Below are 12,932 nucleotides of genomic sequence, written 5' to 3' on the forward strand. Positions count from 1 at the left end.
ATGTTTAACGGCATTATAGCCCCACGGCACAGGGAAGCAGTCAGGATGACGCAAAAGGATAGGACGCCGTAGGAAGATAAAATAAACTTAAGATAAGTTTATTTGCAAGGATGTGACAATGGACGTTGAAATGAGACCCGCATGATCAGGATGATTAAATGCGGGTTTTCTCTTTTCTATCTCTTATTTTTTGCGCTACGTTCTTTTAGTTTTTTAATTTATTCTTATTAAGCTCATTATTACCTTGTCTTATGACAATAACATGACATTCTTTATTGTTTTAATCATTATTTTTCATTTGTTTTAAAAGTATCTGTATAAAGTAGTGCTCAAATGCATTTTGGGTTAGGCTGTGTGTTCTTTCTTTTTGACATGGTCCGATAAAATGTTAAAAATTTATGGTATTAAAAACTGTAACTCGATGAAAAAAGCATTTGATGCTTTACAAGCAAAAGGTTTGAGCTACGAATTTCACGATTATAAAAAACAAGGGATCGATGCCGATACTCTAAAAATCTGGTTAAAAGAAATTGGACAAGACACGGTGCTCAACAAGAAAGGTACCACGTGGAAAAAACTATCTGAAGAAGAACAAACGCGTGCTTTAAGCAGTGAAGATCATCTTATTGAGGCGCTAATTACTCAGCCAAGCTTAATCAAGCGACCAGTTCTACAGACCTCTAAAGGGTTTCTTGTGGGCTTTGATGAAACGGCCTATCAAAACTTAAGCGCATAAAAAAACGAGCCCAATGGCTCGTTTTTTATTTAGGCTTTTAGTTCGCACGAATCCAAGTTTGGTTACGGCCCAATGCTGAAACGCCAATATAACCACGTAATTTAAGCTTCTTACCGCCCTCAGCCAACTCACCTTTTAATTTGTAAGTTTTGCCAGATTTAGGGTCTAAAATTGTACCGTTTTCATAACTGTTGCCACCTACATTTTTTAGATTATGTACAATGGTCACACCTTTAAGCGGTTTGTTTTTATACGGACCTTCACATTTTGTACAAGCGTTTTCTTCACCTGGTGTCAAAATGTTTTGAATGGTTGCAGTTAAGGTTCCATCCTTCTGTTCCGTAAATTTTACTACGGCTTTGGGCTTATTGGTTTGGTCATCAATCGTTTTCCATACCGTTCCGTTTAGTGGGTCAGCCGCATTGGCAAATGCAGCCATACCAACAAGTCCTAAAGCTAAAGCAATCTTTTTCATTTTTGTAATATCCTTGGGTCTTCCAAGACTTCAGTATTCAAAACTCGCAACGATATTGCAATTTTTGAATGTGACTGTTTCGTGTAACCTTGTAACCTTGAAAAATAAAATTTATAGGGAAACAAGTAATTAACATAAGCGGATACTATATGAATATACCTAATGTTTTAAAATATTATTTCACAGAAACATTTCTTAAAACAGCAATTCGTAAACCAAGTCAGTTGAATTTACCTCCAACTGCTCTGCGCCCTATGCTTGAACAACTTTGCCGAGCATTTCCAAAACAAAAAAATGTAAATGTTCGACCAATCCGACTTGCTGGCATTAAGGGGGAAGAAATTAAAGCTCAAGATTCAGCGACCCAGCTTATTTTTCATATTCACGGCGGCGCCTTTTTTTTAGGAAGTTTAAAAACACATCATGCGTTCATGACAGATTTGGCTGCTCGTACCCAAATGCAGATTATTCATGTGGACTATCCACTTGCACCCGAGCATCCATATCCTGAAGCAACTGAGGCCTTATATGACGTCTATCAATCGTTATTAGTTCAAGGTATCCAGCCTAAAGATATTATTTTATCTGGTGACTCTTGTGGAGCTAATTTAGCTTTGGCACTTTGCTTACGTTTAAAAGAACAACCCGAACTTATGCCAAGTGGCCTGATTTTATTGTCACCTTTTCTAGATTTAACCCTAACCAGTGAGTCTTTAAGATTTAACCAAAAACATGATGCCCTACTTTCTCTTGAAGCCCTGCAAATAGGTATTCAACATTATATTGGCAATCATATTGCGGCAGACGACCCGCGTGTTTCGCCTATTTTCGACAACTTAGAAGGTTTACCGCCAACATTAGTTCAAGTCGGTTCAAAAGAAATTTTATTAGACGATGCCAAGCGTTTTAGAGAGAAAGCTGAAGAAGCAGGTGTAAAAGTGCATTTTAAACTTTACACAGGCATGTGGCATAACTTCCAAATGTTTAATGCTTGGTTCGAAGAAGCAAAACAGGCGATGGCGGATATTGCTGAGTTTGCTCATGAACTTGATAAGACGTAATCAAAATGAAGAAGTGACAAATTTAAAATTTGTCACTTCTTCTTATTTTTCACAATCCAAATCATGAGGTTTAATTTATGAATCATGGTATGTTTAGGTTATGAATCCTTCAAACTCTCCCTCTTTAGGATGATCTGACGAAGAGACATCTCTATTTAGGAGTTCCTTTATTATTATGAAAATTCGTTTAATCACTCGTCCTATAAATAAAATAAAACAGGTGATTCTCGATTTCATCCATCACAATCACATTATTAACTGGACCCCATTACAAAAAAGCGCATTAATGCTTACCCTCGCCTGCGCAATGAACTTCAGTTGGATTTTATGGAAAGGCTATATTTTAATTACTCCTAGTATTTGGCAATGGGCAAATCTATCTTTAGTTGAATCACAAATCTGGCTGAATTTACTGACCTTATTTTTATTAGCTGTACTCATTATTCCTTGTTATCGCTACAAAGACCAAGCTTGGGCGCAAAAAATTGTGCCTTTAATTAGTGTACAAGCCTTTATGCTGATGTTGTGCCACGATGGATATTTAATTGGTAGTATCAGCCCTGCCACAATGGTGGGTTACGTAGGCACTATTGGCGTAGGTTTGGTTTTATTTGAAAGAAAAATTGTTTATAGCGCTTTTATACCTGCAACTATTATTCTAGCGGTATGTACATATTTAAGTATGACGGGGGTTATTTCATATGCTCCCCTATTTAATTTTACAGCGATGCGGCATGCTCAAACCAATCCATTTTGGCTAGGAAGTATGCTGTTTTTTATTATGCCTATTTTAGTGGCGTGTTTTATTTTATTTGAAATATTGCTGACCCAATGGCGTCAACGAGAAACCTATATTCAACGTTTAAGCCAAATCGACCCGTTAACTAATGTCTTAAATAGACGAAGCTTAAACACCCATCTTGAAGCACTTCATGAACAGCAATTTGATTATGCCGTGATACTTCTTGATATCGATCATTTTAAAAAAATTAATGATATATACGGACATCACCAAGGTGATCAGGTTTTGATTAAAATTGCTCAATGTCTTTCTGAAAATTTACGTAATGAAGACATCATTGGTCGATTTGGTGGAGAAGAATTTATTTTATTACTTCCTCATACTGATATTATTCAAGCAGAAAAAATTGCCGAACGTTGCCGGCAAGCTTTACAAGAATTGACTATCTTCAATAATCAAAATATCCAAATTCATGTAAGTGCCAGCTTTGGCATCAGCAGTTCCGCATTTGCAAATGACCCCTATCTTGTGATTAGACAAGCCGATCAAGCGCTCTATGCGGTAAAGGCCTCTGGGCGTAATCAAGTACGCACTTTTCACCAACTACCTCAGATCAAATCAATTTGAATCTTTAGCTTTTGATAAGCTTCCCAGCTGTTGTAAAAGCTCTTGCTGACTAAATGCGCCTGTTAAACGTAAAGAACGAATTTCTTGCTGTTGCTTGTTTAAAAAGAGATAAGTTGGTGGCCCAAGAATATTCCACTGCTTGAGTAGAGCTTCATGTGACTGGTCATAATGACTCAAATCAAGTTTAATGAGATAGTAAGGCGCAAGAGCCATCTGAACCTCAGGTGCTTTTAAAATACGATGTTCAATAGGCTGACAAGCCACGCACCAATCGGCATAGACATCAACTACAATAGCCCGATCAGCAGGAGCTGCTGCTAAAATCTTTTGAAAGTCTGCTGCCGTGGTCGCCACATGCCACTCAGCCATATGCTCAGAATTTTGCAAGCTACGATTTTGAATATGTTGATACTGGTTATAAACCACAAATGGCGTTACCAATAAAAGTAGGAGCGCATAAAGCCACTGTAACTGCCCTTTTTTCCAAAAAAACTGATACAGCGCATAAATAATAAAAGCCAGCCCTAGCAATAAACTAAGCACTTGCATCCCCCAATCTGGTAATAAAGGGCGGATGAAATAAAGGCTTAACCCCAACATCAGAAAAGCAAAAATCACTTTAATCTGATGCATCCAGTCGCCCGCTTTAGGTAAGAACTTTGCACCTAAAACACTCGCGATGAGTAAAGGTATTCCCATGCCAAAACCGAGACAGAATAAAAGCAAAGCACCTTGCCATTGGTTCTGGGTTTGAGAAATAAATAATAAAGTTCCAGCCAAAGGCGCAGTCATGCATGGACCAACCAAGAGCGCAGAAACCACGCCCATAACGCCTGCACCAACTAAAGTGCCGCCTTGTTGCATGGACTGAATACGATCAAGGCGATTTAACCAAGTTTGCGGTAACCGAAGCTCAAAAATCCCAAACAGATTTAGTGCAAAAACCACAAACAACAAACTAAACGCAATAAGAGTAGCAGGCTGTTGTAGCCAGCGTTGGAAATTTAAACCCGCTGAAGAAGCAATCAAGCCTAGACCTGCATAGACCAATGCCATACTACACACAAAAGTAAGTGCAATCGTCCAAGCTTTTAAACCTTTGTGATCCCGGATAATTAATGAAGTTAAAATCGGCAGCATTGGTAAAGAGCATGGCGTAAATGCAAGCAGCATGCCTAAACCTAAAAATAATAAAACACCATACCAAAGCGAGTGTTCAATTAACTTTGCTGACCAAACCTGATCTTGGGCAATCTCTGGAGCAGCTCCTTCAGTTTGAGTAGCTGAACTCTGATTCTCTAAAGACTCCGTAGAGCTTGATGCTTGTGTATTTGCCAAATCTAATAAGCGTTTTGGTGCTGCACCAGCCTGATTTTGCAAACCGACCAGACCATCTGCGTCAGTTTGAAACTCAATAGTTTGTGGAGGATAACAAATACGGTCTTTGGCACAGCCTTGCCAAGTTACAGTGTAGTGCTCTGAAGGCTTGGTTTTAATCTGGAAGTTGACTTGATGGTAATAAACTTGGCTTTGGCCATAGTTCTCATCATATTGAGAAACTGCTTTAGGCAAATTTAAAGCTAAAGGCTGATTGCCCTGTTGTACGGTAAATTTATGTTGATATAAATAATAATTCGGCTGAATCTGCCACGATAACTTTGCGGTATGCGATTGTGGCGATTCAACCGAAAATGAAAAAGCCTGTTCGGGTGACAATAACTTATCTTCTGCAAAGACAAACTGACTCCATACAAAAGTAGCGGCTACTAGAAAATAAATAATTCCCTGAGAAATAAGCTTTTTCATCAATAATAATTAGTTTAAGTTAGTCTGATCAGAATAAGAATGCCATGCCTAAGCCACCCTTGTAGCTCTTATCTTGACCTTCTAAGTCCACACCAATATTTGCATCAAGTTGAGTGCGGTTATTTACTGCGTAAACTAAACCTGTTCCTAAACCATATTGGTAGTCTTGGCTTTCAGCTTTACGATAAACAAATTCAGAATATCCTGAAAGTTTGCCCGCAATCTTATAATTGATGGTTGGAATTGCAGTCACTGCCCAGTTACTGTTTTGTACTTCATAACGCATGGTAATAGAAGTATCCAACAAATCATTATATTTATAAGCTACTGCTGAACTTAAACTATATATATCGTCATGGGCAGTAAACTCATCATTACCTGTTGCGATAACAGCTTCAGCCAATACAGCCATTGTTAAATTTTCATCATTTAAATCAATCGCTTTTTTTAAGCCGATGCTTACATCGCCAAAACCTGAGTTATCCGTTTTTTTACCAGCACGTTTAGTTTGAGTCCATGCCGGACCTTGCCAGCCTAATTGCAATTCCAAACCATCAGCTAAACCTGTACGGAATAACATATCCTCATTTACAGTAACTGTTTTTTCTTTAACGCCATCAACAGTTGTCTCTGTATAAGTTGCACTTGGTAAACCTTGTTCCCATGCTAATTTACCAACTGGCGTAATGCCTGTTCCAAAGCCTGAACCCGGACGATCAAACGAGAACTCTGCGGCAAAAGTACTTCCTGCAGCAACAGCGGTCAGAGCAAAAGTTAAAATTTGAAATATTCTCATTCTATTATCCAATCAAGTAGTTAATTCTTTTGACATTTTTGCTCCGTGACGGCGCAATAACTCTAGTGTTTCACGCTCTTCTTGAAGCGCTTCTGACCAATCTATTTCATCAAAATCACAATCAAAGAACAACTGACTGATTGAAGATAAAATGGTGAGTCCTTCTTCATCACGTGTGTTTGGATCAACTTTTTCATCTAGCAAGCGCTGAACTGCTGGTGCACATGCCGAACTTGCTGCATCCCATAGTGGACCATAAAACTCTTCTGCATCCCAAAGATGAACATTTGCCTTTGCCTGAATGAGAGCTTCAAGAATATCGAGATAAACTTGCAGGGCTTGCTGTTTTTCTTCTTGTGATAATGGAGTCCCCGCTTCATACGCTTCAGAGACGTCTTCCCACCATTTAAAAATTCCATCACAAATAATGGACACTGGCGGTCCTTGTTCCGGATCAATGAAATTCGGATCAAGACCCTCAGCAAGTAATTTTTGTACTTGCGCGAGTTCTAATTCTTCTATGGCTTTAATTAAAGCCTGCTGTTGGGTGGTTAACATGACCATCTCTCAAAAATATATTAGCGCTATTATGCCTAATCTCTACTGAAGATTTTAGAGGTCAACGCTATTGCATTGCAAACCTAAAGTTGTGAAGAGTTTTTATTGGTCTTTTTACGTATTCATAAAAAAAGCCCCGAAGGGCTTTTTAGTGTTTTTTAAACTTCATCATCAATGAATTCTGGTTGACCACCTCTCGGGTGTTCTTTTTTCTCAAAGGTATGTTCAAGGCTACGTTTTAGCTTTTCAATCGCGCCATGAATTGAAGCGTCAATATTTCCTGCTTTATGGTGCACTGCAACTGGTTTTAAGCCAGAAGGACGTGCTTCGATCATACAGTGGATATCTTTGTCTCCACCTTTGTCCCCATTTTCATCACTAAAATGAACCGAGAAATGTGTAATACGTTCGCTATGACGTTGGAATTCTTGAGTAAGTTCTGCACGTACATAAGTAATTAAACGTTCACTATTATGGATGTTTTTATCTGTGCGGATTTCAATATTCATAAATACCATCCTCTCTTTCTTACTGTGGATCTTTTCTATGCAAAACTTTTTTATGTTGGCATGTTTTAAGCATGCATGAACTGACTTCAATTGTACATTTTGATGGTGTAATGGTTTGTTATCTCCTGACTTAAACGTACTGCTTTTAATTTATTTTGAAGATCTTCATACCTTCAATATCAGTCCATCTATAAAAATATGCAAGCTGATTTTTTAAATTTTTATGAAAAATTGAACAAAAGGAGAGCAATTGTGTCCGAATCTTATCTATCTGGAGCAGAACTTATTGAGCAGATTCAAAAGTCTCCTTATTCACGTGATTTAATCGGTTATCACGGACAGCCTCCAGAGGTGAAATGGCCTAATAATGCTAAGGTTGCCGTGCAATTTGTGCTGAATTATGAAGAAGGTGGCGAAAAACATATTGAACACGGCGACGAAGGTTCAGAGCAGTTTTTATCCGAGATTATTGGCGCTGCAAGTTACCCAGCCAAACATATGTCGATGGACTCTATGTACGAATATGGTTCACGTGCTGGTTTTTGGCGCATTCATAATGAGTTTCAACGGCGCAAGCTCCCCATGACCATTTTTGGAGTAGCAATGGCACTTGTTCGCAACCCTTATATTGTAGAGGCAATTAAACAAGCCGATTACGATGTGGTTTCTCATGGCTACCGCTGGCTTCATTATCAAGAGAGTGATCTTGAAGTCGAAAAACAGCATATGGAGCAAGCCTTATCTGTTTTAGAAAACTTGTTTGGAAATAAAACCATAGGTTGGTACACCGGGCGTGATAGCCCCAATACGCGTCAGTTGCTTGCAGAGTTCCCGCAAATACAATACGACTCTGATTATTATGGTGATGACCTGCCTTTTTGGACCACACTTACCGATACGGCGGGTGCATCACGACCTCATCTGATTATTCCTTATACTTTGGAATGTAACGATATGAAGTTCTGCTCACCAGGTGGATTTAATAGCTCAGAACAGTTTTTTCAATATTTAAAAGATAGTTTTGATGTGTTGTATGCCGAGGGAGAAACTGCACCAAAAATGATGTCTATTGGAATGCACTGCCGTATTTTAGGGCGTCCGGGTCGTTTTAAAGCATTACAAAGATTCCTAGACTATATTGAAATGCATGATCGTGTTTGGGTATGTCGCCGTCAGGATATTGCAGAATATTGGTATAAAAATCACATAAACCAATAATTGATTATTAATTTTCCAAATTCTTAAGCAAATCTCAAATCACTCTTGGCACTGTTATTGCTAAAACTCTATATCACGACAACGAGTTTAGGAATAACAGTGTTTTTAGCCGAGTTTAATCAAGCCCCACCCGACCAACTCAAGACTCTGTTAAACAACTGCGTCCATATTCCTGTATGGGCCGAAAAAATTATTTCAGAACGTCCCTACTCATCAACATCAGTACTTTTAGGGTATGCAGAACAATTAAGCCACACATGGTCATGGCAAGAGATTCAGGCCGCATTAGCCACCCATCCAAAAATTGGTGAAAGACAGGCAAAAAAACAGCTCAATGCAAAAGAGCAAAATTTTTCAGCCCAAGAACAAGCTGGCATTTCCTTAGATGAACAAACACAACAAGCCCTGCTGCAAGGTAATATCGAGTATGAGCAGAAGTTTGGTTTTATTTTTCTAATTAAAGCCGCAGGCCTCAGTAGCGACGAGATTTTAAAAAAACTCCATCAACGTCTTCAAAACAACTTAGCTATTGAAAAAACAATTGTACATGAGCAACTCGCTGCAATTGCTCTATTACGTCTATCTCAGGAAGTACAAGCATGATCAGCACTCATATTTTAGATACGAATTTAGGTAAACCAGCTGCACAGGTCGAAGTAAAGTTGTTTTATGCAGCCACTCATGAACTGATAGCGACTGCAATTACCAACCAAGATGGGCGAGTGAGTGATTTTGGAATAAAAAACTTAGGTAAAGGTGCTTATCAACTTGAATTTGAAGTTGCCCCTTATTTTTCATCACAGCAAATCAAAACTTTTTTCCCCCGTGTTTGTATTCAATTTTTCATAGAAGACACCAATCAGCATTACCACATTCCATTACTGATCAGCCCGTTTGCTTACTCCACTTATCGCGGCAGCTAACTCAAATATAAATAGGAGAAAAATATGAATCATCAGCAAAAGAATGCGATTTCTCCAGAGCATGAATATTTAGGAATTTCCAAAAGTTTTGCTTACGGCTTACAGCATGTACTCACCATGTATGGGGGTATTGTAGCCCCGCCACTGATTATTGGAACGGCAGCTGGCTTAAGCGCAGCACAAGTCGGAATGCTCATTGCAGCGGCCCTATTTGTAGGCGGGTTGGCAACTCTCATACAAACCATCGGAACCAAATATCTAGGGGCAAAATTACCTCTAGTGCAAGGTGTGTCTTTTGCTGGTGTGGCAACCATGGTTGCTATTATCACTACAGGCGGTGGTTTACCTGCTGTCTACGGCGCGGTTATTGCCGCATCTTTAATTGGACTATGCCTTGCACCTTACTTTTCAAAAATTATTCGTTTTTTTCCACCTGTTGTGACGGGATGTATCATCACGATTATTGGGTTATCTCTGTTACCCGTTGCGATTCGCTGGATGATGGGTGGCAACAACAAAGCACCTGATTGGGGTAGCGTCGAGAATATCTCTTTAGCTTTGCTGACCTTAGGCATTGTGATTATTCTAAATATGCTGCCACAAGCAAGTATACGCCGTTTATCAATTTTGTTGGCTATTGTTGCTGGTACTACCCTTGCCTACTTTATGGGTTTTGGAGATTTTAGTCAGGTGAGCTCAGGCGCATGGCTGCAATTTCCACACTTATTTGCATTTGGTTTACCAACTTTCGAGCTAAGTGCAATTTTATCGATGCTAATCGTTACTTTGGTGATTATGACGGAAACTACAGCCGATATTATTGCTGTCGGAGATATTGTAGGAACCGAAGTCGATTCAAAACGTATCGCCAATGGTGTACGTGCAGATATGTTTTCAAGTGCGATTGCCCCTATCTTTGGTTCATTCATGCAAAGTGCTTTTGCCCAAAATGTTGGACTGGTGGCAATTACAGGCATCAAAAGCCGCTTTGTCGTGGCAGCAGGCGGTGTCATTCTGATTATTTTAGGTCTATTACCTGTTATGGGCCGCCTTATTGCGGCAATTCCTATGCCAGTACTTGGTGGTGCGGGTTTGGTCTTATTTGGGTCGGTTGCAGCAAGTGGAATTCGCACTTTGGCAAAAATTGATTATAACGATCAGAAAAATTTGATTATTGTAGCAACTGCTTTATCAGCTGGGATGATTCCAATTATTAACCATGAATTTTATGCTCATTTCCCAGTTTGGGTACAAACTTTGTTCCATTCGGGTATTAGTTCGACTTGTATCTTTGCTATCTTATTGAATTTGTTATTTAATCACTTACCTTCATTTCGCAGCTCGCGTACCCCTCATTTAAGCCAAACAATAAACACACGAAATACACATTAATGAGTTAGTTTTTAGCGCCCCACTTCGGTGGGCTTTTTTTTAACCGTTGATCAAATTTGGCTTCATTTTTGCTTAAGACCCTGTATCCTTAGCGTGCTTTATTTGGGGGGAGATCATTTAAATGCAATTAAAGCAACTTGCGGCGACTTGTGCCTTGTTATCTGCAACTGCCATGGTTCAGGCAAAACCAATCTGGCAAGATTTTAGCGTGACTGGACTTTATGGTGAAAACTATGAAGTTGTAGATGACAAAGAAACTACGATTACTTTGGAATATGCAGCAAAAGTTAAATATGCTGATGTATTTTTCTTTATGGACCGCATGCGTGGCGAAGATGACTATAAAAGTACTTACTTTGAGTTATCACCACGTTTAAGCTTAGGTGAAGTTTCTGGCAAAAAACTGGCGTACGGCCCAATTAAAGATGTGCTCATTAGTACCACTTGGGAGAGTAACTCTCAAAACGGCAATAACTTCGACAACTTCCTTTATGGTTTTGCAGTTGATTTAGATATCCCATATTTCCAATATGCGAATTTAAACTTCTACCGTGCGAATAATGAGAACACTGACGACGATTATCAAATGACATTCGTTTACGGCATCCCATTAAAATTAGGATCTGAAGATTTCTTGGTAGATGGTTTCCTTGACTGGTCAACCGCTGAAGATGACCATGCAAGCGAGTTGAACTGGACCACTCAATGGAAATGGAATGTAGGTAAACACATTTCTCCTGATACACGTCTATACCTCGGTATCGAGCACTCTGTGTGGAATAACAAATTTGGTATTAAAGGGGCCGACGAAAATAACGTCAGTGCTTTGGTTAAATACCACTTCTAAAATTTTTATTTAGAAGATAAAACAGCAAGGAAAACTCCTTGCTGTTTTTGTTTTTAATCGAGTGGATTACCCACAATATTGCTAATAATCCCCTGCATAATATGTCCGCCTTGTTCACGGCGTAGTTCTGCATACCATGCCTGCGTGACCGTTTCATCTTTCATATGCGTTACGTCACAGCGTTTGCGCGCACGAAGCACCAATTCATTGGCACGTTCATTACGCTTGTTTTGATAGCGGCGTAAAGCATCTTCTAGTCCCAAAGTGTTAATTTGCAAAGACCGCGCTAAATAAATCGCGTCTTCCATAGCTTGGCAACCGCCTTGCCCAATATCAGGTGTCGTGCTATGTGCAGCATCACCTAAAATCACCACACGACCTTTATAAAACTGTGTGAACGGTTCAATATCATGGATTTCTACCCGATTGGTTTTTTGCGGGTCTAAGCGTTCAATAAGCTGCTGCACTGGCTGACACCAATCAGCAAAATATTGTTTTAAAAGTTTTTTATATTCATCCCGATTATTCTCTAACCCTGCTGGTAAAGGTACATCTAAAAAGAAATAAAAACGTCCATCCGCAACTGGCATCAGAGACGCGCGCTTGCCCTCTCCTACATAAGTCGTCCATTGCTGAGCTGGCGCTAAATCTTCGGATATTTCAACCAGACCATTCCAGTTCACATAACCTGCATAGCGACGTTGTACCTGCTGACCTAACACATAGGCCCGAGTCATTGAATGCGTACCATCTGCCCCTATGAGTAAATCAGCCTGTGTTGAGCTACCATCAGCAAAATGAACCTCTACAAAATCAGCTTTATCTTCAAGGCCTACCATTTTTTTGCCTAAATAAATCTGATCTCGACCAAACTCATCCATTAACATATTTTGTAAATCGGCACGTGCAACCGGATAAGGGCGTTGTCCTACTTCTTCAATTAATGGTCGTAAACTGAATTGTGTCATCACATCTCCAGTTAAACCATCTACATAGGCCAAGTCATCCATTTGTCCACCAAGTTTGGCGATTTTCTCGGTTAATCCCAGATAATTTAGACATTTCACCCCATTCGACCACAGCGAAATTGCCGCGCCGACCGGAAGAATCTTTTCAGTTTGCTCAAAAATACGAACTTGGTGACCAAATTTCTTTAATGCAATGCCTGTGGTTAGACCTCCCATTCCCGCACCAATAATCACCACATTCATAACACGCTCCTATAGATATTCACCTATAGGG

At 39.5% G+C, this 12,932-nt stretch carries 14 protein-coding genes; 8 read left to right on the forward strand and 6 right to left on the reverse strand.

From position 1 onward, the window contains the following. The first annotated feature begins 385 nt into the window (after positions 1-385). Positions 386-736, forward strand: coding sequence for an arsenate reductase (locus NQ782_RS06795; protein ID WP_002059456.1), 351 nt, complete (start codon positions 386-388; stop codon positions 734-736). A 37-nt stretch (positions 737-773) separates the two neighbouring features. Here the strand turns inward: NQ782_RS06795 and NQ782_RS06800 are convergent, their stop codons facing one another. Continuing rightward, positions 774-1,211 carry a DUF2147 domain-containing protein gene (locus NQ782_RS06800; RefSeq protein WP_000717015.1) on the reverse strand — a complete coding sequence of 146 codons (438 nt, stop codon included), beginning with the start codon at positions 1,209-1,211 and terminating at the stop codon, positions 774-776. 149 nt (positions 1,212-1,360) lie between these two features. On the opposite strand from NQ782_RS06800, the gene NQ782_RS06805 reads away from it, so the two are divergent. Continuing rightward, the gene (locus tag NQ782_RS06805; protein ID WP_001025099.1) at positions 1,361-2,272 is read left to right on the forward strand and encodes an alpha/beta hydrolase; all 912 of its coding nucleotides are present in this window, start codon (positions 1,361-1,363) and stop codon (positions 2,270-2,272) included. 175 nt (positions 2,273-2,447) lie between these two features. Beyond that, entirely contained in the window at positions 2,448-3,641 is a 1,194-nt protein-coding gene (locus tag NQ782_RS06810; RefSeq protein WP_000702282.1) for a GGDEF domain-containing protein, read from the forward strand. On the opposite strand, the gene dsbD is transcribed toward NQ782_RS06810, so the two are convergent. The 4 genes from dsbD to NQ782_RS06830 all read right to left on the reverse strand — a co-directional run bounded on the left by dsbD (position 3,633) and on the right by NQ782_RS06830 (position 7,310). Then, positions 3,633-5,447 (reverse strand): protein-disulfide reductase DsbD, encoded by a 1,815-nt coding sequence (gene dsbD / locus NQ782_RS06815; RefSeq protein ID WP_057093910.1) that lies wholly within the window; start codon positions 5,445-5,447, stop codon positions 3,633-3,635. The genes NQ782_RS06810 and dsbD overlap by 9 nt on opposite strands. A gap of 28 nt (positions 5,448-5,475) precedes the next feature. Further along, a complete protein-coding gene (locus NQ782_RS06820) occupies positions 5,476-6,243 on the reverse strand; it encodes a transporter (protein ID WP_001218018.1) in 768 nt (255 codons plus the stop codon). Between the two features lie 12 nt (positions 6,244-6,255). Continuing rightward, entirely contained in the window at positions 6,256-6,801 is a 546-nt protein-coding gene (locus NQ782_RS06825; RefSeq protein WP_000958427.1) for an ankyrin repeat domain-containing protein, read from the reverse strand. 158 nt (positions 6,802-6,959) lie between these two features. Then, a complete protein-coding gene (locus NQ782_RS06830; protein WP_001019316.1) occupies positions 6,960-7,310 on the reverse strand; it encodes an HPF/RaiA family ribosome-associated protein in 351 nt (116 codons plus the stop codon). Between the two features lie 252 nt (positions 7,311-7,562). On the opposite strand from NQ782_RS06830, the gene puuE reads away from it, so the two are divergent. The 5 genes from puuE (at position 7,563) to NQ782_RS06855 (ending at position 11,690) form a co-directional block, all read left to right on the forward strand. Further along, positions 7,563-8,528, forward strand: a complete 966-nt coding sequence (gene puuE / locus NQ782_RS06835) for an allantoinase PuuE (protein ID WP_038342939.1) — start codon at positions 7,563-7,565, stop codon at positions 8,526-8,528. Between the two features lie 99 nt (positions 8,529-8,627). Next, a complete protein-coding gene (gene uraD, locus NQ782_RS06840; protein WP_000477669.1) occupies positions 8,628-9,131 on the forward strand; it encodes a 2-oxo-4-hydroxy-4-carboxy-5-ureidoimidazoline decarboxylase in 504 nt (167 codons plus the stop codon). Continuing rightward, positions 9,128-9,451 (forward strand): hydroxyisourate hydrolase, encoded by a 324-nt coding sequence (gene uraH / locus NQ782_RS06845; protein WP_000626024.1) that lies wholly within the window; start codon positions 9,128-9,130, stop codon positions 9,449-9,451. Before uraD ends, uraH begins: the two co-directional genes overlap by 4 nt. A 24-nt stretch (positions 9,452-9,475) precedes the next feature. After that, complete coding sequence (locus tag NQ782_RS06850) at positions 9,476-10,843, forward strand: nucleobase:cation symporter-2 family protein (protein ID WP_057093909.1); 1,368 nt, start codon at positions 9,476-9,478, stop codon at positions 10,841-10,843. A gap of 121 nt (positions 10,844-10,964) precedes the next feature. Beyond that, positions 10,965-11,690 carry an outer membrane protein OmpK gene (locus NQ782_RS06855; protein WP_057052156.1) on the forward strand — a complete coding sequence of 242 codons (726 nt, stop codon included), beginning with the start codon at positions 10,965-10,967 and terminating at the stop codon, positions 11,688-11,690. A 53-nt stretch (positions 11,691-11,743) separates the two neighbouring features. Here the strand turns inward: NQ782_RS06855 and hpxO are convergent, their stop codons facing one another. Continuing rightward, the gene (gene hpxO, locus NQ782_RS06860; RefSeq protein WP_001103537.1) at positions 11,744-12,901 is read right to left on the reverse strand and encodes an FAD-dependent urate hydroxylase HpxO; all 1,158 of its coding nucleotides are present in this window, start codon (positions 12,899-12,901) and stop codon (positions 11,744-11,746) included. Positions 12,902-12,932: the final 31 nt, after the last annotated feature.

Source organism: Acinetobacter sp. BD54 (assembly GCF_044778325.1).
In the GTDB taxonomy this organism is placed as follows: Bacteria; Pseudomonadota; Gammaproteobacteria; order Pseudomonadales; family Moraxellaceae; genus Acinetobacter; species Acinetobacter baumannii.